19 protein-coding genes, 1 tRNA gene and 2 pseudogenes are annotated in these 22,089 nt (G+C 59.5%); 9 read left to right on the top strand and 13 right to left on the bottom strand.

Features of this window, described 5'->3' with window-relative positions; all coding sequences use genetic code 11:
* Window positions 1-94 precede the first annotated feature (94 nt).
* Entirely contained in the window at window positions 95-793 is a 699-nt protein-coding gene (locus tag FHX09_RS11820; RefSeq protein ID WP_132591683.1) for a glutathione S-transferase N-terminal domain-containing protein, read from the top strand.
* Window positions 794-853: 60 nt separating this feature from the next.
* Here FHX09_RS11820 and FHX09_RS11815 read toward each other — a convergent pair whose 3' ends face one another.
* Window positions 854-1,192 carry a DUF2147 domain-containing protein gene (locus FHX09_RS11815; RefSeq protein WP_132591685.1) on the bottom strand — a complete coding sequence of 113 codons (339 nt, stop codon included), beginning with the start codon at window positions 1,190-1,192 and terminating at the stop codon, window positions 854-856.
* Between the two features lie 436 nt (window positions 1,193-1,628).
* Here FHX09_RS11815 and FHX09_RS11810 point away from each other — a divergent pair, with 436 nt between their 5' ends.
* On the top strand, window positions 1,629-1,895 hold the full coding sequence (locus FHX09_RS11810; protein WP_007802970.1) for a sel1 repeat family protein: 267 nt from the start codon (window positions 1,629-1,631) through the stop codon (window positions 1,893-1,895).
* Between the two features lie 127 nt (window positions 1,896-2,022).
* Here FHX09_RS11810 and FHX09_RS11805 read toward each other — a convergent pair whose 3' ends face one another.
* The 3 genes and pseudogenes from FHX09_RS11805 to FHX09_RS30460 all read right to left on the bottom strand — a co-directional run.
* Entirely contained in the window at window positions 2,023-3,135 is a 1,113-nt protein-coding gene (locus FHX09_RS11805; protein WP_184450010.1) for a pyridoxal phosphate-dependent aminotransferase, read from the bottom strand.
* 94 nt (window positions 3,136-3,229) lie between these two features.
* Window positions 3,230-3,625, bottom strand: coding sequence for a PilZ domain-containing protein (locus FHX09_RS11800; RefSeq protein WP_132591689.1), 396 nt, complete (start codon window positions 3,623-3,625; stop codon window positions 3,230-3,232).
* Between the two features lie 132 nt (window positions 3,626-3,757).
* Window positions 3,758-3,919, bottom strand: a pseudogene (locus FHX09_RS30460) (DUF2177 family protein); the annotation flags it as partial.
* Window positions 3,920-4,142: 223 nt separating this feature from the next.
* Between FHX09_RS30460 and FHX09_RS11790 the strand changes: the two are divergent.
* Window positions 4,143-4,589 (top strand): host attachment family protein, encoded by a 447-nt coding sequence (locus FHX09_RS11790; protein WP_132591693.1) that lies wholly within the window; start codon window positions 4,143-4,145, stop codon window positions 4,587-4,589.
* Window positions 4,590-4,642: 53 nt separating this feature from the next.
* Here the strand turns inward: FHX09_RS11790 and FHX09_RS11785 are convergent, their stop codons facing one another.
* On the bottom strand, window positions 4,643-4,975 hold the full coding sequence (locus FHX09_RS11785) for a hypothetical protein (protein WP_037084548.1): 333 nt from the start codon (window positions 4,973-4,975) through the stop codon (window positions 4,643-4,645).
* Window positions 4,976-5,308: 333 nt separating this feature from the next.
* Between FHX09_RS11785 and FHX09_RS11780 the strand changes: the two genes are divergently transcribed.
* Complete coding sequence (locus tag FHX09_RS11780) at window positions 5,309-5,758, top strand: glyoxalase superfamily protein (protein WP_184450008.1); 450 nt, start codon at window positions 5,309-5,311, stop codon at window positions 5,756-5,758.
* A 289-nt stretch (window positions 5,759-6,047) separates the two neighbouring features.
* Here the strand turns inward: FHX09_RS11780 and iolB are convergent, their stop codons facing one another.
* The 5 genes from iolB to FHX09_RS11755 all read right to left on the bottom strand — a co-directional run bounded on the left by iolB (window position 6,048) and on the right by FHX09_RS11755 (window position 12,645).
* On the bottom strand, window positions 6,048-6,842 hold the full coding sequence (gene iolB / locus FHX09_RS11775; protein ID WP_132591699.1) for a 5-deoxy-glucuronate isomerase: 795 nt from the start codon (window positions 6,840-6,842) through the stop codon (window positions 6,048-6,050).
* Window positions 6,843-6,886: 44 nt separating this feature from the next.
* Window positions 6,887-7,804, bottom strand: coding sequence for a myo-inosose-2 dehydratase (gene iolE / locus FHX09_RS11770; RefSeq protein ID WP_132591701.1), 918 nt, complete (start codon window positions 7,802-7,804; stop codon window positions 6,887-6,889).
* 65 nt (window positions 7,805-7,869) lie between these two features.
* Complete coding sequence (gene iolD, locus FHX09_RS11765) at window positions 7,870-9,720, bottom strand: 3D-(3,5/4)-trihydroxycyclohexane-1,2-dione acylhydrolase (decyclizing) (RefSeq protein ID WP_132591703.1); 1,851 nt, start codon at window positions 9,718-9,720, stop codon at window positions 7,870-7,872.
* 22 nt (window positions 9,721-9,742) lie between these two features.
* Window positions 9,743-11,677, bottom strand: coding sequence for a 5-dehydro-2-deoxygluconokinase (gene iolC / locus FHX09_RS11760; protein ID WP_132591705.1), 1,935 nt, complete (start codon window positions 11,675-11,677; stop codon window positions 9,743-9,745).
* 104 nt (window positions 11,678-11,781) lie between these two features.
* Window positions 11,782-12,645: a MurR/RpiR family transcriptional regulator gene (locus FHX09_RS11755; RefSeq protein ID WP_132591707.1), complete on the bottom strand. Its 864-nt coding sequence runs from the start codon at window positions 12,643-12,645 to the stop codon at window positions 11,782-11,784.
* A gap of 205 nt (window positions 12,646-12,850) precedes the next feature.
* On the opposite strand from FHX09_RS11755, the gene FHX09_RS11750 reads away from it, so the two are divergent.
* The 3 genes from FHX09_RS11750 to FHX09_RS11740 all read left to right on the top strand — a co-directional run bounded on the left by FHX09_RS11750 (window position 12,851) and on the right by FHX09_RS11740 (window position 15,439).
* Window positions 12,851-13,966 (top strand): Gfo/Idh/MocA family oxidoreductase, encoded by a 1,116-nt coding sequence (locus FHX09_RS11750; RefSeq protein WP_132591709.1) that lies wholly within the window; start codon window positions 12,851-12,853, stop codon window positions 13,964-13,966.
* An 84-nt stretch (window positions 13,967-14,050) separates the two neighbouring features.
* Window positions 14,051-15,268 carry an FAD-dependent oxidoreductase gene (locus tag FHX09_RS11745; protein WP_132591711.1) on the top strand — a complete coding sequence of 406 codons (1,218 nt, stop codon included), beginning with the start codon at window positions 14,051-14,053 and terminating at the stop codon, window positions 15,266-15,268.
* Window positions 15,269-15,348: 80 nt separating this feature from the next.
* Window positions 15,349-15,439 (top strand) — tRNA-Ser (locus tag FHX09_RS11740).
* Window positions 15,440-15,483: 44 nt separating this feature from the next.
* On the opposite strand, the pseudogene FHX09_RS11735 reads toward FHX09_RS11740, so the two are convergent.
* Window positions 15,484-16,163: pseudogene (locus tag FHX09_RS11735) on the bottom strand (helix-turn-helix domain-containing protein).
* A 665-nt stretch (window positions 16,164-16,828) separates the two neighbouring features.
* Here FHX09_RS11735 and FHX09_RS11730 point away from each other — a divergent pair.
* Window positions 16,829-17,854, top strand: coding sequence for a porin (locus tag FHX09_RS11730; RefSeq protein ID WP_132591713.1), 1,026 nt, complete (start codon window positions 16,829-16,831; stop codon window positions 17,852-17,854).
* Window positions 17,855-17,953: 99 nt separating this feature from the next.
* On the opposite strand, the gene FHX09_RS11725 is transcribed toward FHX09_RS11730, so the two are convergent.
* Window positions 17,954-18,841 carry an alpha/beta hydrolase gene (locus tag FHX09_RS11725; RefSeq protein WP_184450006.1) on the bottom strand — a complete coding sequence of 296 codons (888 nt, stop codon included), beginning with the start codon at window positions 18,839-18,841 and terminating at the stop codon, window positions 17,954-17,956.
* Between the two features lie 65 nt (window positions 18,842-18,906).
* The gene (locus FHX09_RS11720) at window positions 18,907-20,979 is read right to left on the bottom strand and encodes a transglycosylase SLT domain-containing protein (RefSeq protein WP_132591717.1); all 2,073 of its coding nucleotides are present in this window, start codon (window positions 20,977-20,979) and stop codon (window positions 18,907-18,909) included.
* 214 nt (window positions 20,980-21,193) lie between these two features.
* Between FHX09_RS11720 and dapA the strand changes: the two genes are divergently transcribed.
* Window positions 21,194-22,078, top strand: a complete 885-nt coding sequence (gene dapA, locus FHX09_RS11715; protein ID WP_007790531.1) for a 4-hydroxy-tetrahydrodipicolinate synthase — start codon at window positions 21,194-21,196, stop codon at window positions 22,076-22,078.
* Window positions 22,079-22,089: the final 11 nt, after the last annotated feature.

Here is a 22,089-nt window from a genome sequence, read left to right as displayed (position 1 = left end):
GCTGAGATCACGGTTCATCAGGCGTTCAGGAAGCCGGGCGGCTTGAAGCACGGCGGGCGCTGCTTATCTCCTTAGTCCCGCAAAGGAGATTTTCATGACGGCACCGATTGAGCTTTTCTATTGGCCGACGCCAAATGGCTGGAAGATCAGCATCATGCTCGAGGAACTCGGCGTTCCCTACGAGGTCAAGTACATCAATATCGGCCGGGGCGAACAATTCGCGCCGGAATTCCTGAAGATCGCTCCGAACAACCGAATGCCCGCGATCATCGATCCGGATGGTCCCGGCGGTGAACCGATCTCCGTGTTCGAATCGGGCGCCATTCTGCAGTATCTCGGCCGCAAATTCGGAAAGTTTTATTCGGCGGAGGAGCGCACACGCATCCAGATCGAGGAGTGGCTTTTCTGGCAGGTGGGTGGATTGGGTCCGATGGCTGGCCAGGCGCATCACTTCCGCGGCTATGCGCCGGAGAAGATCGAGTACGGCATCCATCGCTATACCAACGAAGTAAACCGCCTATACGGCGTGATGAACAAGCGGTTGGTGGAGCGCGAATATCTCGCCGGCGACTATTCGATCGCCGACATGGCCTGCATTGGCTGGGTGATTCCGTACGAGAAGCAAGGACAGGACCTCAACGAGTTTCCCAACCTGAAGCGCTGGTTCGAGACGATGATGGCGCGTCCGGCCGTGATCCGTGGCACGGCGATTGGCAAGGAAGAGCGTGAACGCAGCAACCTTGCCGAGGACAAGGAAGCACAGAAAATCCTCTTCAATCAGCGCGCCCGCTGACACCTAACATAGAAAGCGCCCGGCCAGTTTTTCCGGGCGCTTCCTTTCGAGACTCGTCCTCTACAGGCGCGTCCAGGTCTGCGATTTGCAAAGCACGTTGAGGACGCAGCCCTTCATTTTCAACGAGTTTCCGAGAACGTTGCCCGATCCGCTGTAGGTCTTGTCGTTGGCCGGATCCGTGATCTGGCCGGTATAGGTGACGCCGCTTCCTGCGAGCGTTCCAATCTTCTTGCCGGCATACTTGCCTGTCTTCAGCACGATGCAGTAGCTGCCGCCGCAGGATGCAATATGGGCCGTATCGCCCGCTGCCGTCTTCCAGTTGCCGACGATCGGTTCGTCTGCAGAGGCTGCTCCGGCGGCAAGCATCAATGCGCTGGCGAGAATAAGTGTGCGGATCATTCGTTCCTCCCTAATGTCCCGGCGGGAAAATATATGACGCGAACGTAAACGTAAATGTGTTTTTGCGGCCCACGACAACCGTTTTTCATGAGCCAGAAGCGCCGAAATCTTCCGTTTCAGCTATTTGATGCTGATTTCGTGGTGAACAGAAGGTTAATTTTCAGATCTGAATATTCCGTAAAATTGTGTCGAAAATCCTTAATCAGCAGGCATTGCGATGTTTAACAAAAATCCAATTTTACCAAGCGTTTGCACTTTGTTTGTTTCAAATTAATCATGCATTTTAGGCGTTTTTTGAAGGCGCGTTGGCATAGTGGAGCCATCAAACGAGCGGGGTAAACCCGCCGAACCGAAGGGTACCAAAGCCGCGATAGACGGCAGGGCCCCGAAGGTAAAACAGGGTAAGTCGACAACAGGCTAAACAGGGACAAAACCGATGGCACGCTTTGAAATGCATAATGCTGAAATGGCCACCATGGGTGGCGAGAACAACGCCGACATCTTCTGCGAAATGGGTCTGATGTATGCGACTGGCCGCGGCTGCGCCGTGGATCTGGTCGCCGCTCATAAGTGGTTGAACATCGCAGCGATAAAAGGCAACGACCGCGCCGCCGAGCTTCGCGCTGATGTCGCCGCAAGCATGGACAAAATGCAGATCGTAGAGGCGCTACGGGCTGCTCGCGAATGGATGACGATCCACTAAGGACCGTTTCCCCGCCAACGCGGGGCCAATAACAACCATAAAAGAGGGGCTGGCAGGTTCTGGAGAAGGCCTATGCCATGAACAGCAACCGCGACCGGCAGGAACAAGGCCGGCGCGGTTCTTTGTGTTAGCCCAGCGTCTTGAGCACCTGCGGCAGCGCTTCCTCGAAAAGCGCCATGTCAGCATGCGGTCCGACGCTGACGCGGATGCAGCGGTTGAGCGGAGCGACACCCGGCATACGAATGAAGACACCGAGTTGCATCAAGCCATCGACGATGGCACGAGCATAAGTTCCGTCCCGTCCGGTGTCGATCGCGACGAAGTTCGTTGCAGAGGCAAGCGGAAGTAGATTGTTGGCCCTGGCAATACCGGCGATCCGGTCGCGCGCGCGGTGAATATTTGCCACCACCTCGGCGAGATAGGCATGATCCTTAAGCGCCGCCAGCGCTGCGACCGTCGCCAGCCGGTTCATCCCGAAATGATTGCGGATCTTGTCGAACGCGCGGGCTGTGCCGGGTGTCGAAATGACGTAGCCAACCCTCGCGCCGGCCAAGCCATAGGCTTTCGAGAAGGTGCGCGTGCGTACGATGTTGGGCAGATCAATGAGCGCGCCGATCGCGGGCAGAGATCCGGCCGGTCCGGTTTCGCTGTAGGCCTCGTCGAGGATCAGCATCGTGGTTTCCGGCAGCGCGCGGGCAAAGGCGACGATACTTTCGGCATCCCACCAGCTTCCCATCGGATTATCAGGATTGGCGAAATAGACCAGTGGCGCGTTCTCGCGCTTAACCGCTTCCAGGAGGCCGTTGAGATCCTCGCGATCGTTGGCATATGGCGCAGTGACGAGCCGTCCGCCGAAGCCTGCAACGTGGAAATTGAACGTCGGATAGCCACCGAGCGATGTCACGACAGGTGCCCCCGGCTCGATCACGAGCCGAACGATCTGGCCGAGCAGTTCGTCGATGCCGCCGCCGATCGCGATGGATTCGATTCCGACACCGAGATGGTTGGCAAGGGCCTCTCTGAGAACGTAATTTTCCGGGTCGTTGTACTTCCAGATCTCGCCAGCCTGCTCGCGCATCGCGGCGAGCACGGACGGGGCGGGGCCGAAGCCATTCTCGTTGGCGCCGATGCGCGCCTTAACGCAAAGGCCGCGCTGACGCTCGATCGCTTCCGGGCCAACAAAAGGAACAGTGGAGGGGAGGGCGCTAGCAAGCGGCGTGAAGCGCGAGAAGGCGGACATGCTGGAGCGATTTCCTGAATGCTGTGAAAAATCGAACCGACAATAGGCCGTGCTGCCGCCAAGGCAAGAAACATTATTCCCCGGGGTGGGCGATTTACATACGCACGGATCCGCGAGCTTCGAGAGCTTCTACATTGCCGGCCATGAAATCGGCGCGCACGACTCGACGCAGGACTTCGGGATCGATTGTGTTGATGAACCGCACGCCAATACGTTCATGATTGCGATAGACCTCGGCGCAACCAATCCGGTAGGCAAGGCCAAGAATATTGAGGTAGTAGTGCTTTGGCAGGCCTGCGGTCGATGACACGACAAACGTGGCGCCACCGCGTGAGATATCGACGATCTCGGCACTGCGGATGGAAATGCCGGTCAGGCAGGGTCGAACCGCGACGATCCGGGCTGGGCGCCTTACGTTGAATTGTTCCCAGCGCGTCTCGTAAACCGCAGATTTCACGGTCGCAAGGTGTGTGGCGCGAAGCATCGACATCCCGCGTGTCTCCCTTGAACCAAGGTGATCCCGGTCCTCTTCGATTGGAGCCTCACACGAATGCTTTGCGCAATTGTCAATGAAGAAAATACAATTTTAGTGAAGCAGCTTTTTTCCGCCTGCTTGCGCGCCCTAACCGAATATTCGAGCAGTCAATAATCCAGCCGCCGCGGACAGCGCGGTGAGAAACGTGCCCCGCAGATCCATGATAGTCATCGCCACAGGCCAGTTTCTCAGGGTCGCATGATTGGTGAGGCCGTAAGTTTCGCAGGCGGCCGCGCCGACAACGGCGCCAGCCATATAGCGTCCAGAACCAGCAGGCTGATGTAGGCGAGCGCTGCAATCTTCATCTAATTGATTCCTTCTGACTTTATTGCCTTTGCGCACCGAATCGCGATTGGTGCGCCAAGCACCGCAATTGTCGCGAAATGTCATCGAACTCTTTGTCGGCTGGCACGTTTGCCTAATTGTCGGCGGCGCGCCCGACGCTCCAAAATTCTAGAGCGAGGAAATCAAAATGATTGATGTCAGAGTTCCGTCAAAATCGTGGGTGGTCGTTTGCGATGGTGCCAAGGCCTTGATCCTGCAAAATGCAGGTGATGTGGCATATATGAACCTGAAGGTTGAGGAGACCTTGTCCCAGCCGAATGAGCCGGATCGGGAAATTGGCGCTGACAAACCCGGTCGAACGCATGCCGCAGATGGCTCGAGCGGCAGTGCCGTGCAGCAAACAGATTGGCATGAGCAGGCCGAAACGGAGTTTCTGAAGCGGGTTGCCGCGAAAATGGACCTGCTTGTGCGCGAAAAGCAGGCGCGTCGCATCGTTCTAGTCGCGCCACCAAGGGCACTCGGCACGCTGCGCGACAATCTCACTCCAGACGTTCAGGCTGCAATTTCGGCTGAAGTCCCAAAAGATTACATCAATTTGCCCGTCGACCAGATTGAACGACATCTGGTGGCCTAGTCAGACTTCAAGCGGTGGATGTGGATACGGACCTCGCCGGTCGTATCCGCTTCTCAGCTCTCGAAATTCAGCCGCAGGACATGATGCAGGAATTCCGGGTTGATCAGCATGTTGAAGCTGATCGTCACCAGTTCTCCCTCGCGCTTGACCACCGTCGAACCGATCTCGTCGTGTATGCCGAGGATCTCGAGGAAGAAGTGGTTCGGTACTTCGAGGTTCGGGCTGACTTCCAGCACCGCGCCGGCAAGCGTGATCGTGCGGATCAGGCAGCGGACCTGCGTTCCCGTGCTGAGGTGATGTCCGACGAATATGATCTTGCCGGGACGGTCGAGCGAAAATTCCCGGTAAGCCTGCTCGGGCTGCGGATGCTCTGTGTCGAGGTGCATCTGAAAGGCCATGGTAGCCTCCGCTTGTTGTACGCTTCGAGATTAGCGCAAGATTGCTGACAACTTCTGAATAATCTCCCTACAATGCGAAGCTTATGCCTGTCTGGAGAGGGAAATGGCTCATTATTGGGCATCCGGATTGGTCCGGCTTGACACGCCGCCGCCCTTCAAGCATATCGGGCGTGGCTCGAGGCGCCGGCCGCTCGCGGACGACAAGTCCACGGTGAAGTCCCCGATATCATTCAGTCACAGCCGTTTGGTGCATGCTGACTGCAGGCAATGCGAGCTCCCTTGTAACGGTCGAAATGGCATGCCTTCCGAAAGGCTGAATCCGTGACCACCGCATATCCGACAATTGAAGAACTGAAGTCGCAAGCCAAGCGCCTTCGCCAGGCGATGGAAGCACGCGGCACAGCGATTTCACACAGTGCCGCGCTCGAACTCGCTGCCCAGCAGCATGGCGTTCGCGACTGGAACACGCTTTCCGCACTCGCGACGCGGCCGAACGAGGAGCCGATCGCCGCGATCTGCGTTGGCTCCTTGGTGCGCGGCCGCTACCTGAGCCAGCCGTTCACCGGCAAGATCCTGGCGCTTTCGGCGCACGGCGGCGGGCGTCACAAGATCACCATCCACTTCGACGAACCGGTGGACGTCGTGACCTTCGAGAGCTTTTCCGCCTTCCGTCAGCGCATCAATGCGCAGATCGACGGCAATGGCGTATCGCCGCGGAAGACGTCGAACGGTGTCCCGCATCTCGTGCTCGACATCGAGCGAGGCACTTAGTCCTTGCCGTGCACGGTGCTTACGGCTGCGGCGGCTGAGGCCTCCTTCAGGGCCTCAGCACATTCCTGACAGCAAACCTTGACGGTCTTGCCTCGGCTCCAGTGATAAAAAGAGAGCAGGGCGGCAACGAGCCGTGATCGGGCCGTCTCCGGCGTGCGGCGAGCGTGGGCACGAAGAATAGTGATTGAGCCGTGCACGGCAGTCCTCCATCGGTTCGATTTCGATGGAGGCAGTGAACCATCTGCGCGGCTTGCCGCCTGTCAGATTATTTTAGCGATCGTACGCCGCCTTATTTCAGCAGCCATTCGTGCTCCGGCTGGTTGTGGAACTTCCACACCCGCTTCGGGCCGGCCATGACGTTGAGATAATAGAGATCATAGCCATGGATGGTGGCGCAGGGGTGGTAGCCCTTCGGCACCAGCGTCACGTCGCCGTTTTCTACAGCCATCGCTTCGTCGAGCGAGCGATCGTCGGTGTAGACGCGTTGGAAGGCGAAGCCCTGCGGCGGGTTCATGCGGTGGTAATAGGTCTCCTCCAGCAGACTCTCGTTCGGCATATTGTCCTGGTCGTGTTTGTGAGAGGGGTAAGAGGACGTGTTGCCGTTTGGCGTGATGACCTCGACCACCAGCAGCGAATGGGCGGAGTTGTCATCCTCGGGCATGATGTTGGTCACGAGACGCACATTAGAGCCCTTGCCGCGCTGGAATTGCGGGTGCACGCCGGGCGGGATGAGCTTTGCCTTGTAGGCGCCGCCACCGGGCGCCGAGCAAACGGCAAGCTCCATGTTCGTTTCGGCCGTCACCGACCAACCGGAGCCCGCCGGCACATAGAGCGAATGCGGCGCACCCTCGAACGGGCTCATGCGCCCGCCGACCGAGCCGAAATCCTCTCCTGCGGCCGTGGCCTTGCCCTTGCCGGCCACCCAGACGAGGCAGACTTCGCGGTCGCCGGCTTCGCCAGAGGCGGTCTCGCCGGGCTTAAGACGATGCAGGTCGAAGCCGACATAGGTCCATCCGGCGGTTTCCGGCGTGACATGGGTGACGCGGCCGTGGTCACCCTTGGGTTTTACGAGAAGGTTCGGCATGAACTGATTTCCTTCATTCGATCTCAATGATCTTAGGCAGAACGCTATCCCTTGGGGAAGCCTTCCGTTTCGACGGTGTAGCCCGCCGCGGTCATCACGCGCATCAGTTCGGCATGGCCGATCTCAGCCATCTTTTGGGGCGGAGCCTTGCGCGGATCCTGCTCGGCCTCGACGACAAACCAGCCCTCATAACCGTAGTTGGCCAGTCGCTGGACGATCGCGCCGAAATCGAGCGAGCCGTCGCCCGGTACGGTGAAGGCGCCGAGCGCCACTGCATCGAGGAAGGACTGCCTACTGCGGTCGAGTCCATCGACGACGGCCTTGCGAATATCCTTGACGTGCACGTGGTTGATACGGGCGTGGTGATTGTCGATGGCGCGCAGCACGTCACCGCCGGCAAAGGCCAGATGCCCGGCATCGAGCAGCAGCGGAATGCCTTCGCCCGAATTGCGCATGAAGGCGTCGAGTTCCGGCTCGGTCTCGACCACGGCCGCCATATGATGGTGATAGGAAAGCGGCATGCCCTGTTCGGCACACCACTCGCCGAATTCGGTGAGGCGACGGCCGTACACCTTCATCTCGTCGTCGGAGAGGCGCGGCTTGGTCGCGAGCGGCTTGGAGCGGTCGCCCTGGATCGAACGACCGACCTCGCCATAAACAATGCAGGGCGCGTTGACGGCCTTGAACAGCTCGATCATCGGCGCGATGCGGTCTTTGTTGGCAGCAAGATCCTCGTCGACCAGCGTGCCGGAGAACCAGCCGCCGCAAAGCGTCACGTCGGCGGCGCGCAGGATGGGCAGCATCTCGGCCGGATTGTCGGGGAAGCGGCGGCCCTGCTCCATACCGGTAAAGCCCGCAGAGCGCGATTGGCGCAGGCATTCCTCCAGGGACACATCGTCGCTGAGTTCAGGAAGATCGTCGTTCCACCAGGCGATCGGCGACATGCCAAGTTTGGCTTTCATCAATAGTCTCCTCAAGGCATTGTTGGAAGAGCGGTCCCGCTATTCCGGAAAGTGAAATCAATCGATTAGCCGATGCGCTGGGCGGCGCGCGCCTTGACGTAAGCTGCGTGCGCCTTGTTGACCTGCTCGCGCGGGCTGACTTCGGGAACGGCAACGTCCCACCAGTAGCCGCCGGCTTCCGTCGTGATCAGCGGGTCAGTGTCGATCACGAAGACCGAGGTGCGATCGTTCTTCTTCGAGTCGGCGATTGCCTTCTCGAGCTCTGCGATCGACGCAACCTTGACCGCAACGGCACCCATGCTCTCGGCATGCGCCCGGAAATCGATCTCAGGCATCACTTCGTAATGCGCGTCCTTCAGCAGATTGTTGAAGTTTGCACCGCCGGTTGCCATCTGCAGCCGGTTGATGCAGCCATAGCCGCGGTTGTCGAGCAAGACGATGTTGAGCTTCAGGCCGAGCATGACCGACGTCGCGAGCTCCGAGTTCAGCATCATGTAGGACCCGTCCCCGACCAGGACGAAAACTTCCTTTTCGGGATGCGCCATCTTGGCACCCAGGCCGCCGGCAATCTCGTAGCCCATGCAGGAGAAGCCGTATTCCATATGGTAGCTGCCGGGTGCGGTGGCCGGCCAGAGCTTATGCATCTCGCCCGGCAGACCGCCAGCAGCGCATAGGCCGATTGCCTTTTCGAGGTCGATCGAACGGGTGACGGCGCCAATCACCTGGGCGTCGGAGGGCAGGGCGGCATTGGTGCTGGCCATCGCCTTGGCGGCGGCGTCCACCCAGACTTTCTTTTCCCGTTCGGCCTTCTCCGCCAGCCCGGCCGGTGCCTTCCAGCCGGCGAGCCCGCTCGAGACGGCCTTCAGTCCTTCGCGGGCATCGGCCACCAGCGTCTGGCCGTCGTGCTTCGCGGCATCGTAGGTAGCAATGTTCAAGCCGAGAACCTTGAGCTTCTCGTTCTGGAAGAGCGCCCAGGAACCCGTCGTGAAGTCCTGGCAGCGGGTGCCGACGGCGATGATCAGGTCCGTTTCGCCTGCAATCGCATTGGCCGCTGATGTGCCGGTAACGCCGACCGAGCCAAGCGCCAGCGGGTGCCGCTCGTCGATCGCCGACTTGCCGGCCTGCGTGACAACGACGGGAATCCGATGTTCCTCGGCAAAAGCCGTTAGTTCCTTGGTGGCCTGTGAATAGAGCACGCCGCCGCCAGCGATGATAACCGGCTTCTCGGATTTTCTGATGAGGGCGATGGCGTTCGCCAGTTCATCGACATCCGGACGCGGACGGCGCTGGGTCCAGACGCGCTCCTCGAAGAAGCTCTCCGGATAGTCGAACGCTTCCGCCTGCACGTCCTGGCACAACGACAGTGTGACCGGGCCGCAATCATATGGATCGGTCAGAACCTGCATGGCACGCTTCAGCGCCGAGATGATCTGTTCCGGCCGCGTGATCCGATCGAAATAGCGCGAAACCGAACGGAAGGCATCGTTCGCCGAAACCGTGCCGTCGCCGAAATCCTCGATCTGCTGCAGCACCGGATCCGGCGCGCGGTTGGCAAAGACGTCGCCTGGCAGGAAGAGGACCGGGATGCGGTTGACGTGGGCGACACCAGCAGCCGTCACCATGTTGAGCGCGCCGGGACCGATGGAGGTCGTGCAGGCCATGAAGCGTTGGCGGAAATTCGCCTTTGCATAGGCGATGGCCGCATGCGCCATGCCCTGTTCGTTATGGGCACGATAGGTCGGCAGTTCGCCGCGCACTTGGTAAAGCGCCTCGCCGATGCCGGCTACGTTGCCATGCCCGAAGATCGCCCAGACGCCGCCGAAGACCGGGACCTTCTTGCCGTCGACGATCGTCATCTGCTTCTTGAGAAAATGCGTAACGGCCTGAGCCATCGTCAATCGTACAGTCTTGCCCATGGGCACCTCCCAAATGCTCTAATTAATGTAGGCCGCGCGTTTTCAACCAGGCCTCGGTCAATTGGCGGAAGCGGCCAGCCATGTCGGCGATCGCTTCCTCGTCATTCATCTTGCCGGAAAGCCAGGCGCGAGCTGCTTCGGCAAAAATCGTGCGTCCCACGGCAAAGCCCTTCACGGAAGGAGCCGCCAGCGTCGCCTCAAAGCCTTTCACCAGCTCATCGGCAGGGGCTTCAAGGCCGAGCAGCACGATCCCGCGGCACCATGGGTCGTTCTTGGCGATCACTGCGTCTATTTTCTTCCAGGCGGCGGTCGAAGCCTGCGGCTCCAGCTTCCACCAGTCGGGCTTGATGCCAAGCGCATAGAGCTCTTCCATCGCGGTCGAAACCGTATCGTCCGTCAGCGGCCCGTTCTTGCTCGCGATGATCTCGACGAGCAGTTCGCGGCCGACCTTGCGGGCGGCTTCAAAGAGCGTGCGCAGCTTCTCCTGCTGCTCGGTCTTCAGCGCTGCCTGATCATCCGGATGGTAGAAGCAGAGGCACTTGATGCAATGATCGAGCGGCCATTCGACAAGTTGTGAGCCAATGTCCTGGCTGAACTCGAATCGCAGTGGCTTGGACCCCGGCAGTTCCACCGGACGACCAATCCACGCAAAGTTCTTGGTTGCCGCATCGAAGAAGGCGTCGCGCCCGAAGCGCTCATCGATCAGCATGCCGTAGCCGTTGCGGCCATCTGCAACACGGGCGGCAGCTTCCACCGCAAGGCGCTTGAAGGCGACGATCTTCTTGTAGTCGACACCGAGTTCGTCGCAGACGCTGGTGAGTTGCGAGCGGTGATCGATCGCGAGTGCCATGAGAAGCGGAATATCACCCTTGCGCGTCGAAGCCCAATGGATGTGGTTGATCGCTTCGTCCTTGCGCAAGGCGCGATGCTTGCTGCCGTATTTCAGGAAGAAGTCAAGCTCGGCCCAGGTCGGGTACTCCGGCGAGCAGAGCAGACGGGAGACGGCGAAAGCGCCGCACGCGTTGGCCCAGGTCGCACAAGTCTTCAGTGGCTCATTCTTCAGCCAGCCGCGCAAGAGGCCGGACATAAAGGCGTCGCCGGCGCCCAGCACGTTGAACACCTCGATGGCGAAACCTTCGCCGACAATGCCGTCTTCCAGATTGTCGCTGATCGGACCGTCATAGACGATGCAGCCCATGGCGCCGCGCTTGAGAACGATGGTTGCCGGCGACAGGCGGCGGATTTCCTTGAGTGCGCCGAGCACGTCATCCGCCCCGGAGGCAATCAGGATTTCCTCTTCGGTTCCGACGATCAAATCGCAGTCGGGAAGCGTTTCCTTCATCTTAGACGAGACGCGGTCAGACTTCACGTAGCGCTCGAAACCCTCGGCGTGACCGGCAAGGCCCCAGAGATTCGGCCGATAGTCGATATCGAAGATCACCTTGCGGCCATTGGCCTTGGCGATACGGATTGCCTTGCGTTGCGCGGCCTCCGTGTTCGGTCGCGAGAAATGTGTACCCGACACCAGCACCGCGCGCGACGATTTGATGAAGTTCTCATCTATATCGCCTTCATCGAGCGCCATGTCGGCGCAGTCGGAGCGATAAAAGATCATCGGGGACACGCCTTCGGCCTCCACGGCAAGAAGCACCAGCGCCGTCAGGCGTTCCCTATCGGTCTTGATGCCTTTCGTCTCGACGCCTTCGCGTGCGGACTGCTCGATGATAAAGCGGCCCATCTGCTCGTGGCCAACGCGGGTGATTAGGCCGGACTTGAGTCCGAGGCGCGCGGTTCCGATGGCGATATTGGCAGGGCAGCCGCCGACAGACTTGGCAAAGGAGCCGATGTCTTCGAGCCGCGAGCCGATCTGCTGCCCATAGAGGTCGACCGAGGAGCGGCCGATGGTGATCACGTCAAGCGATGGCTCCGGCTGCGAGCCCGGGTTCGGTTGTGCCATGATGTCCTCCCGCTAGATTTTAGCTACGCCTTGGTGCGTGCCGATTGCAGGTAATGAAACATTGGTTCCGTATTGTTGTCAATTCGGAATGTTTATTCCATTTTTCATTTCACCGATTTTGGGTGAGTTCTTTTCCGCCGCCGCTCGGCAATGGCGACTGGCAGGGCCATCGTCAGTGCCATAGAGGCAGAGAGCGAGCGAAAACCGGCAAAGTCCGCCTCCGCCACCTCGAACCAGCAGGTGGCGCGGGCAGCCAGCGGCGAAAACGCCGAATCGGTGATGGCGACGACAGGCACGCCGCGATCGGCCAGCGCTTCCGCCTGGCTCAGGCTATCGGCGGCATAGGGCGAGAAGCTTGCGGCTATTGCCGCATCGTTCTGCGTCGCGAATTGCACCATCTCCGGATCGACGCCATTTGGCGAAGCGACGATCTGGTGCCGGATATTCAGCTTCGAGAAGGCATAGGTCATATGCGCTGTCAACGGATAGGAACGCCGCTTGGCGATCAGATAGATCGTCTCGGCAGCCGCGAGAATATCGACAGCCTTGGTAAAGGTGTCCGTCTGTACTGTGGCTGCCAGCCGGTTGACCGATTGGCTTGCGGCCGAAATGAAGCCGGAAAGCAGGCTGGCATCTTCGTCCTCGCCGCTTGCCCGCTCCAGCGTCACAAGCCGCTCTTCATATGTCAGGGTGCGGTCGCGCAGGCGCTCGCGAAAGATACTCTGCAGGTCCGAGAATCCCCCATAACCCAAATGGTGCGCGAGGCGTACGAGCGTCGACGGCTGCACGTCGGATGCCGCCGCGATGCTTGCCGTCGTGCCGAACGCAATTTCGTCAGGATTGCCGAGAGCAAAGGCCGCGACCTGCGCAAGTCGCTTCGGCATGGTTGCTTTCCGTTCGATGATGATGCTGCGTAGGCTCTCGAAGTCGCGCGGAACCCTGGCGGTCGTTTTGCTGTCACTGTCCATGCGTGCGGTCCGTTGAACGAAATAAACATTCCATATCGAAGACCATAAATGATTTTCGCCCGCGAGCCCAATTGTTTTTATTGCATTGAAATCCAAGCGTTTTGAACAGTTTTGACACCCGTTGCGGCAAAAGTATGCAGGAAGGGACGCTTGTCAAAATGATCTAAATATTCCAAAAATCCGGCTGGCATCTGGAGGAGATACGATGAAATCACTGGGAATCGGCCTGATCGGCACCGGCTATATGGGCAAATGCCATGCGCTCGCATGGAATGCGGTAAAGACCGTCTTCGGCGACGTCGAGCGTCCACGCTTGGTTCACCTCGCCGAAGCCAATGCCGAGCTTGCTGGGAAGCGCGCCTCCGAATTTGGTTTCGAAAAGGCGACCGCCGATTGGCACACGCTGATCGCCGATCCCGAAGTCGACGTCGTTTCCGTCACCACGCCGAACCAGTTCCACGCGGAGATGGCGATTGCCGCGCTCGAAGCCGGCAAGCATGTCTGGTGCGAGAAGCCGATGGCGCCGGCCTATGCCGATGCCGAACGCATGCTGAAGACGGCAAGGGCCTCGGGCAAGGTCGCCGTTCTCGGCTACAACTACATCCAGAATCCGGTGATGCGGCATATCAAGGCGCTGATCGAGGAAGGGGCGATCGGCGCCGTCAATCACATCCGCGTCGAGATGGACGAGGACTTCATGGCTGATCCCGATGTCTTCTTCTATTGGAAGAGCGAACTTTCGGCCGGTTATGGCGCGCTGGATGATTTCGCCGTACACCCGCTGTCTCTACTTTGGTATCTGTTCGGTCACGTGGAGGCTGTCATCACCGATATGGTGAAGCCCTACGGCAGCCGGCCAGTGAAGGAAGGTGGTCGCCGCGATGTCGAAAATCACGACGCGGCCAATGTCTTGATGCGCTTCGGCGGAGGTATCTCCGCTGTCTTGATGGCGAACCGCGCCGCTTGGGGGCGAAAGGGTCGAATCGCTTTGCAGATATTCGGCTCGAAGGGCTCGATTACCTACGATCAAGAGCGCATGAACGAATTCGAGCTCTATCAGGCGCAGGGCCGTGGCTCCGAACAGGGCTTCCGCAAGATACTGGCCGGCCCGGCTCACCAACCCTATGATCGCTTTATTCCGGCGCCAGGCCACGGGCTTGGCTTCAACGACCTGAAAATCATAGAATGCCGCGAATTGATCCGCGCAATTTCCGGTGAGCCGTCGTCGATCGTGACATTCGAAGACGGTCTTAGGATAGAGAAGTCCGTTCACGCCATGGCACAGTCATTCCACGAGCGCCGCTGGATCGAGATCGACTGAGGTCGATCCGCTACCGGTTGACGGCGCTGGGGGCAGGGGCTAGGCCTTTGCTGGAACGCGCGAATGGATGCTGGGAGTGGGAACGTGACGGACAGATTGGTGATCATCGGCGCCGGGCAGGCGGGTTTTGCACTGGCCGCGAAACTGCGCGCATTGAAGGATACGCGTCCGATCTCCATCGTCGGCGCTGAGGACGTGCTGCCCTACCAACGTCCGCCGCTGACCAAGAAATATCTGCTTGGCGAGATGGCGTTCGATCGCCTGCTGTTTCGCCCTGAGCACTGGTATCCGGACAATGATGTCGAGATTCTGCTTGCCACATGGGCCGAGCAGATTAAGCCGGACAGCAAGCAGGTCCTGCTGCAGGACGGTTCCGTCCTCGACTACGATACCTTGGCACTGACCACCGGTTCCTCGCCGCGCAGTCTGCCGGCGACCATCGGCGGAGATCTCGAGGGCGTGTATGTCGCACGCGACAAGCGCGACGCCGACTGTTTGGCGGACGAAATGCGCCCGGGACGCCGCGTCCTTATTATAGGCGGCGGCTACATCGGCCTCGAAGCCGCAGCCGTTGCCCGCCATCGCGGCTTGGAGGTGACGGTGATCGAGATGGCCGACCGAATCCTTCAGCGCGTCGCCGCCAAGGAAACCGCCGACATCATGCGGGTGATTCACGAAGCGCATGACGTCGTCATTCGCGAAAAAACCGGCTTGAAGCGTCTCCTGGGCAAGGACGGCCATGTCGTCGGCGCCGAGCTTTCCGACGGTTCGGTCATCGATATCGATTTCGCCATCGTGGGGATTGGCGTCGCGCCGAACGACCAGCTTGCCAAGGATGCGGGAATCGAGGTCGGAAACGGCATCATCGTCGATGAATTCGGGCGAACCTCCGACCCATCGATCTTTGCGGCCGGCGATTGCACGTCGCTTCCCTGGCAGGATGGCCGCATCCGCCTGGAGTCAGTGCAGAACGCCGTCGATCAGGCAGAAGCCGTGGCAGCGGTGATCGCCGGCGGCAACGCGCCTTACGATCCCAAGCCGTGGTTCTGGTCGGACCAGTATGATGTGAAATTGCAGATCGCCGGCTTCAACCTCGGCTATGACGAGACATTGCTTCGTCCGGGTTCGCGCGAAGGTGCTCATTCGATCTGGTATTTCAAGGACGGCGTGCTCATTGCCGTAGATGCGATCAACGATGCGAAAGCCTACGTGACGGGCAAGAAACTGCTAGAATCGGGGATCAACCCTGACAAGGCGATCCTTGCCGACGCATCCGCCGATCTCAAGCAGTTGCTGAGCTGAGGCCGCTCGCAACCGCATCAGGTGAAAAAGCCGAAAAAGCGCTTGCGTCACCTGGCGAATGACTCTATCAGGCTCCCACCGGAGAGGTGGCCGAGTGGTCGAAGGCGCTCCCCTGCTAAGGGAGTATACGTCAAAAGCGTATCGAGGGTTCGAATCCCTTCCTCTCCGCCATCGCAATCATTGTCCATACCGAAGACATAGGTAACAGAGCGTACCTAAGACATGGATGACAACCTCGTGCCGAACGGGTTGTCGATGGTTGCAAGGTTCTTTGCTCCAGGTCGATATATCCCAGATCATAGTGCATGAAGCTGACGAGCCAAATACCGTCGTCGACTTCCATGATACCGAGTTTCTGGCATCACGGTCGATATGTTGACCTTCTTGCGGTAGAGGCAGATGCGGCCGCAATGGGTCACCAGCGCCCCGGCCGTTTTCTTGCGGACGGCCCGGCCTGATGCGCTCCAGCGCGATGCCGAGCCGCAGCCACCAGGCCGACAGCTTCGATAGATTGCAGAGCCCCGTTGGGGCTGGCGAACGGCAAGCCGTTGTCGCTACGAATCGCGAGCGGCAGGCCACGCTCTGCAAACAGCCGCCCGAATGCGTCGAAGACAGCCCGCTCTCGCGTCGACTCAAAGGCTTCGCAGGCGAGAAGATAATGTGACGCCTGGTCGGTGACCGTCAGCGGATAACAGTATCGGCCATCGCCGAGCTGCAACTGGTTGGCATAACGCACCGGCCTTCGAGACCGATCCGTCAGCGCCTCCAGGCCGTCATCCTTGTAGCGATTGAAGATTTTGTAGCCGGTCTTGCGCGAGATGCCGAACTCCCGGCACACATCGCTCATGCCTTCGCCCTCAAGCAGCCGGGCGACGAAACGTAGACCTTCCTCCATCACCGAAGTCTCATTTCCCACGGCATCAACACCTCCCGCGAAAAAGCGAAAACTGTTAACCATGTCTCCGGTACAAAACGTCACCTATCTCTCTCAGGTCGGGCACATCGCACAATCAGTTTTGACATGATCGTCCTCATGGGGCGCTATCCTTAATGCCCGAAGGCTACCACCTTCGCGCTCGGCGCGCCGAATCTCGCGTCAGCAGAATCGAACTGAGAATCATCTTTAGTCAGCAAAACTGATTCTGCCCCGATTGAAGGTGCAGCCCGCGGCGGGCGCCAAGTCCTTATCATCCGCATCTTCCATAAAAGACGCGAATCTGGCGAGAAACTGGTTCCAATGTGGCACAATCCACAGCCGCGTGCCGCCGCTCAACGCCGGTAAACTCCCGAAGAATCAGGGGTTTCTTAATAAAGTATAAAGAAACGAGAGGGGCGCATGCCGCATTTGTGACCTTTCAGCAACAGCGCATGCGGAAGGGTGTCGCAAATACCCCAAACGGGCAAGTTGGTGATTGCGTGACAGTCCCCGTCTTGTATTTTCAACTTCGGAAGCGAGGGCGGTTGATCGTCCGACTTCTTGAAACATGGGGATGGGGCAGGGAACGCTGCTCTAACGGCGAAAAACCCAGACCCGATCGAAACTTTGAATTGGAGGTCAATATGAACATCAAGAGCCTTCTTCTCGGCTCCGCTGCTGCTCTCGCAGTAGTTTCCGGTGCTCAGGCTGCTGACGCTATCGTTGCTGCTGAGCCGGAACCGGTTGAATACGTCCGCGTCTGCGACGCTTACGGCACCGGCTACTTCTACATCCCGGGCACAGAAACCTGCCTGAAGATTGAAGGTTACATCCGTTTCCAGGTTGATGTTGGTCCGGATGAATCTGGTCCGTCCAGCTGGGATGCGTTTACCCGTGGTCAGGTTCAGTTCACGGCCAAGAGCGACACCGAGTACGGCCCGCTCACCGGCGTGATCGTTCTGCAGTCGAATGCCGATGCTGCCAGCTCTGCTTTCCAGAGCACGATCCTTGACTCGGCCTACCTTGACATCGCCGGCTTCCGCGCTGGTCTGTTCTACAGCTGGTGGGATGATGGCCTGTCTGGCGAAACCGATGACATCGGCAGCCCGGTCACCCTGCATAACTCGATCCGTTATCAGTACGAGAGCGGCGACTTTTATGCTGGTATCTCGGTTGACGAGCTGGAAGATAGCCCGTTCTACAATGGCGAGACCCCGAACAACGTCGGCGTTGCTGTCGGTCTCGGTGGCAAGGCTGGTGCCTTCTCGTATCAGGTCACGGCCGGCTACGACACTGACAACGAAGCTGGTGCCGTCCGCGCCATGGGTACGGTTGCTGTTGGTCCGGGCACGTTCGGCCTCGCAGCTGTCTGGGCAAGCGATCCGGGCGCGTACTACAACGCTGCTGAATGGGCAATCGCTGCTGAATACGCGATCCAGGCAACCGACAAGCTGAAGATCACCCCCGGTGCTCAGTGGTACGGTAACTACGGCGTAGTTAACGGCGCTACCGACGCCGACTTCGGCAACGACGACGCTTGGAAGGTCGGTCTGACGGTTGATTACCAGATCACCGACAACTTCTACGCCAAGGCCACTGTCAACTATCTCGACGGCGACAACATCGACGACGTCACGACTGGCTACTTCCGCCTGCAGCGTGCATTCTAATCTGGTTTGACTTCGGTCAATCAGGAGAGCCCGGCTTTCGAGCCGGGCTTTTTCTGTCTGTGGGACGTTGCAGGAGCGAACTCCTTGGTTGCGTCGCCTCTATGCTTCTGCAACGAAGCGCCGGATATGCCTGAAGATTGGCTCCAGATGAAGCAGCGGCGCGTGCCCCTGGCCAGGCGCCTCCAGGATCGCAAGTGATGGATGTCGAGCGTTCATCTCGGCGAGCGTGTCGTCCGAGAGAAGATCCGAATATTCCCCCTTGATGACCATTAGTGGCTTTGCAGCCAATTGATCGTAGTACAGCCAGAGATCCGATAGCGGCTGGTCGAAATCAATCATCTGCAACTGAGCGGCAATGGCGGGATCGAAATCGGCGACGGGCATGCCATCGGCGTCGCGATAGATCGCCGCGGCCATCTCCTGCCAGTCATGCTCTTGGAGGGCGGGGAAATACCGCCTATGGCAGGCCTTGAGGAACGCGACGGCTTCCGGCCAGTCGCGCGGCGGCGCGGCGGAATTGAGATAGTCACGAATGCGCTTGAGGCCGCTTGGCTCGATCTTCGGCCCGATGTCGTTGAGAATGACCGCGGCAATCAGATCCGGCCTCATCTCAGCCAGAAGATGAAGAATCAGTCCGCCCCGCGAGGTGCCGATGAAGATGGCGCGATCGATGCCGAAATGCTGGCAGGCCGATACGACATCCTGGCTCTCGACGCGGAGATTGTAGTTCGCCTTGTCGACATCCCGGTCGGAGCGGCCCCGTCCGCGATAGTCGAGCGTGATGACGCGTCTCGGTGTTGCTGGATCAGTCGACAGTAACAGCGCCAGTTGGTGAAAATCGCGCGAGTTTCGCGTCAATCCGGGCAAACAGATAATCGGCAGGCGGTCCGCGATCTCGGGGCCGCCATAGTCTCGCGCATGGAGCGTCAGTCCATCATCGCTCCGGTAGGTTATTGCCCGGAAGCCATCGTCTCTTGCCGTATCCACGCTCATCGTCCTCCAGCCTGTAGCGGGTACAGCTTAGCGAGGCCGGCAATATTCGCAAATCGCGACTAGGAGGAGCGACCGCCGATCAGGTCGCGGACGATGTCGCTCGGCTGGCCGAGCCGCGCCTTGTAGACTTCGTAGTTCTCCATCACCCGCTGCACATAGTTGCGCGTCTCGGGGAAGGGTATCCGCTCGATCCAGTCGACGATGGTGTCGATCGATTGGCCGCGTGGGTCGCCGTAGCGGCCGATCCATTCGGGTACCCGCTTGGGACCGGCATTGTAGGCGATGAAGGTCATAATATAGGATCCGCCAAAGGCATCGATCTGCTCGCCGAGATAATGTGCCCCGAGTGTCGCATTGTAGCCGGCGTCGGCCGTCAGCCGATCCTTGGAATACGCGATGTTGTGGCGCTTGGCGACGGCCTTGGCCGTTCCCGGCAATATTTGCAGCAGTCCGCGCGCATCCGCGGCCGAAACAGCGGCCGGATTGAAAGCGCTCTCCTGACGGGCGATCGCGTAAGCGAGCGCCTTGCCGGAACCGGAAATGTTGGCATTGGTCGGAATGACGCCGAGAGGGAAGGCCAGTGCTGCGACATCGACGCCGCGCGAATAGGCAATCTTGCCGACCTGCAGCGACAGATGGTGGTCGCCGGAGCGCTCCGCCTGCGCGCTCAAAACCGCAAGTTCGCCGGGGCTCTGCAGTTGCTCTGCGAGCGCCAGATACAGGCTCTGCGCCCGCCAGCCGTGGCCGGCCGCATCAAGGCGGGCGATGGCCTGTACCGCTTCGCGTGCGAGATAGTGTTGCCGGTCGGCCTGGCTGGGCGATGGGTAGGTCACATTCAGTGTCTTGCGGCCGAGCTTGTCGCTGGCGAGTTGCCCATAAAAGGTCGTCGGATAGCTAGCGGCCTTGGCGTAGAACTCGGAAGCCTTGCCAGGTCCGCCGGCCTCGGCGGACCGTCCTATCCAGTACCAGGCGCGCGATACGGAAATCGGTCCATTGGAAAAGTTGAGGATCTTGCGAAAATGCACCTGTGCGGCCGCGGGGTCCTGCAGGCCGCGCAGCGCGTACCAACCCGCATGGAACTCCGCCTCGACGATGTCGGTCGGTGTCGTTGCTGCATAGTTGGCAACGATCCCATAGGCGGCCTTGAATTCCCCCTGGTCGACGAGGCCGCGGCTGACGATTCGTTGCTCGTTCCACCACTCGCCTGCATTGACCAGTTCATCGCGATTGCGAGGCGCCTTCTGCAGCAGCTTGGCGGCCTCCGCATACTTGTCCTGTTTTCGCAGGTATTCGATACGTGCGAAGAGATAACCGGCATCGCCTTTCCACTGGCCGTCGACAGCGGCAAGAAGCGCGCCGGCGTTGGGCGCCTTGTTCATGACGGCCGCCCAGGCCTTGTAGAGCGATTGAGCCTGACCCATGTCGCCAAAACGCTTGGCCTGCGCCGCACGGTTGCGATACATCAGGTAGTCCATTCGCGCCTTATGATCGGCGGGCGTCAGCAAGCCGGAAAACTCCGCCAGAATCTTATCTTCGGTCGGCTTGTCTAGCGTTTCACCGCGCCAGACCTTGCGAATATACCTAGCCGCCTGGCTCTGCTTGCCTGTTGCAACGAGTGCACGTGAAAGGATCATCGCACCCGAAGTCGTCTCCGGTGCTGTCTGCCCAAAGGCGGCCAGAATAGAGCTGGGGCCAGGGTTTTCGTCGTAGAGGGCGCGTTCGGAATAAGCGCGCAATTTCGCAAGCCCCGGCCACCCCTGTAATTCCTGTGCGGCGGCAGCAATCTCTGTAGAGGGAATGCCTTTTTGTCCGGAGACCGCTATCGCCCAGGTCAGAATATGGCGGTCAAGCGTCCCACGTCCCATGCGGTCGCGAATGGAAAGGGCCTGCAGTGGATCATTGTCCGAAAGCGCATCCAACCCTGACTTCAAATCGCTGTTGACGGGTGTGATTGCCTGGCTGCGCGGAATCGAACCGGTGACGATCGATTCCGGCACCGATGTTTGCGGGACAAAACCGATCGGCTTTACGTCGGGAACGGGGGCGTCCTCGTTCGGAAGCGAAGACGCGACGCTGCTCCACGCGGCGGCGGCAAAGCCGAGGGCGGACAGGATCAGGACTGCTTTCTTCATGGGACACTCACAACGAAAACACGCCCAACCATTTGACGGGAGCCATCTTAACGAAAGCTTACTGAAGTCAGTAAACTTCGTTCACATTTGCTATCGGAATTTTGCCCTAAACCAATCCATGCGCGCTTGTCGCGGCGATTTCACCGCACTATGGTGCCCCACCAATATTCAAGGAATGCGGCCGAAGCGTGAATTCGGCCATGAGGAGTTCTGCATGTTCCAGGGATCCATTCCCGCTCTCGTCACTCCCTTCACTGATGCTGGCCAGGTGGATGAGGCCTCGTTCGCGAGCCACGTCGACTGGCAGATCAAGGAAGGCAGCAGTGGTCTCGTTCCGGTCGGCACGACCGGCGAATCTCCCACGCTGTCGCATGCCGAGCACAAACGGGTGGTGGAACTCTGTATCGAAGCCGCAGCCAAGCGCGTGCCCGTGATGGCCGGCGCTGGTTCGAACAACACGCGTGAAGCGATCGAACTTGCTCAGCATGCAGAGAAGGCAGGCGCGGATGCCATCCTTGTCGTCACACCCTACTACAACAAGCCGACACAGAAGGGGTTGATCGCGCATTTTTCGGCGATCGCCGATGCTGTAAAGCTGCCAATCTATATCTACAATATCCCGGGCCGTTCGGTGATCGACATGACACCGGAGACCATGGGGGCGCTTGCCAAGGCACACTCCAATATCGCTGGCGTCAAGGATGCGACCGGAAAGATTGAGCGCGTGTCTGAACAGCGTCTCACCTGTGGCAAGGAATTCAGGCAGCTGTCGGGCGAAGATGCGACGGCACTCGGGTTCAACGCCCATGGCGGTGTCGGCTGCATCTCGGTGACGGCCAACGTGGCGCCGCGCCTTTGCGCGGAGTTCCAGGCAGCGACGCTTGCCGGTGACTACGCGAAGGCGTTGGAATATCAGGATCGCCTGATGCCGCTGCACAAAGCAATCTTTCTGGAGCCCGGCCTCTGCGGAGCAAAGTATGGCTTGGCAAAGCTGGGGCGGATGAGCCGCAACGTGCGTTCGCCGCTGGTATCGACGCTAGAGCCTGCCACGGAAGCGGCGATCGATGCCGCCATGCGCCATGCCGGCTTGCTGAACTAAGGCAGCCGCTC

Source organism: Rhizobium sp. BK538, from assembly GCF_014197575.1.
GTDB lineage: Bacteria > Pseudomonadota > Alphaproteobacteria > Rhizobiales > Rhizobiaceae > Rhizobium.
This window is presented reverse-complemented; position numbering and strand designations above follow the sequence as displayed.

Coding starts and splice junctions, on each gene's coding strand:
- FHX09_RS11750 (WP_132591709.1), top strand. CDS start 12,851: ATGAAATCACTGGGAATCGGCCTGATCGGCACCGGCTATATGGGCAAA.
- FHX09_RS11810 (WP_007802970.1), top strand. CDS start 1,629: ATGGCACGCTTTGAAATGCATAATGCTGAAATGGCCACCATGGGTGGC.
- FHX09_RS11800 (WP_132591689.1), bottom strand. CDS start 3,625: ATGTCGATGCTTCGCGCCACACACCTTGCGACCGTGAAATCTGCGGTT.
- iolC (WP_132591705.1), bottom strand. CDS start 11,677: ATGGCACAACCGAACCCGGGCTCGCAGCCGGAGCCATCGCTTGACGTG.
- FHX09_RS11730 (WP_132591713.1), top strand. CDS start 16,829: ATGAACATCAAGAGCCTTCTTCTCGGCTCCGCTGCTGCTCTCGCAGTA.
- FHX09_RS11805 (WP_184450010.1), bottom strand. CDS start 3,135: ATGTCCGCCTTCTCGCGCTTCACGCCGCTTGCTAGCGCCCTCCCCTCC.
- FHX09_RS11755 (WP_132591707.1), bottom strand. CDS start 12,645: ATGGACAGTGACAGCAAAACGACCGCCAGGGTTCCGCGCGACTTCGAG.
- FHX09_RS11720 (WP_132591717.1), bottom strand. CDS start 20,979: ATGAAGAAAGCAGTCCTGATCCTGTCCGCCCTCGGCTTTGCCGCCGCC.
- FHX09_RS11785 (WP_037084548.1), bottom strand. CDS start 4,975: ATGCACCTCGACACAGAGCATCCGCAGCCCGAGCAGGCTTACCGGGAA.
- FHX09_RS11790 (WP_132591693.1), top strand. CDS start 4,143: ATGATTGATGTCAGAGTTCCGTCAAAATCGTGGGTGGTCGTTTGCGAT.
- dapA (WP_007790531.1), top strand. CDS start 21,194: ATGTTCCAGGGATCCATTCCCGCTCTCGTCACTCCCTTCACTGATGCT.
- iolE (WP_132591701.1), bottom strand. CDS start 7,804: ATGAAAGCCAAACTTGGCATGTCGCCGATCGCCTGGTGGAACGACGAT.
- FHX09_RS11815 (WP_132591685.1), bottom strand. CDS start 1,192: ATGATCCGCACACTTATTCTCGCCAGCGCATTGATGCTTGCCGCCGGA.
- FHX09_RS11820 (WP_132591683.1), top strand. CDS start 95: ATGACGGCACCGATTGAGCTTTTCTATTGGCCGACGCCAAATGGCTGG.
- iolD (WP_132591703.1), bottom strand. CDS start 9,720: ATGGGCAAGACTGTACGATTGACGATGGCTCAGGCCGTTACGCATTTT.
- iolB (WP_132591699.1), bottom strand. CDS start 6,842: ATGCCGAACCTTCTCGTAAAACCCAAGGGTGACCACGGCCGCGTCACC.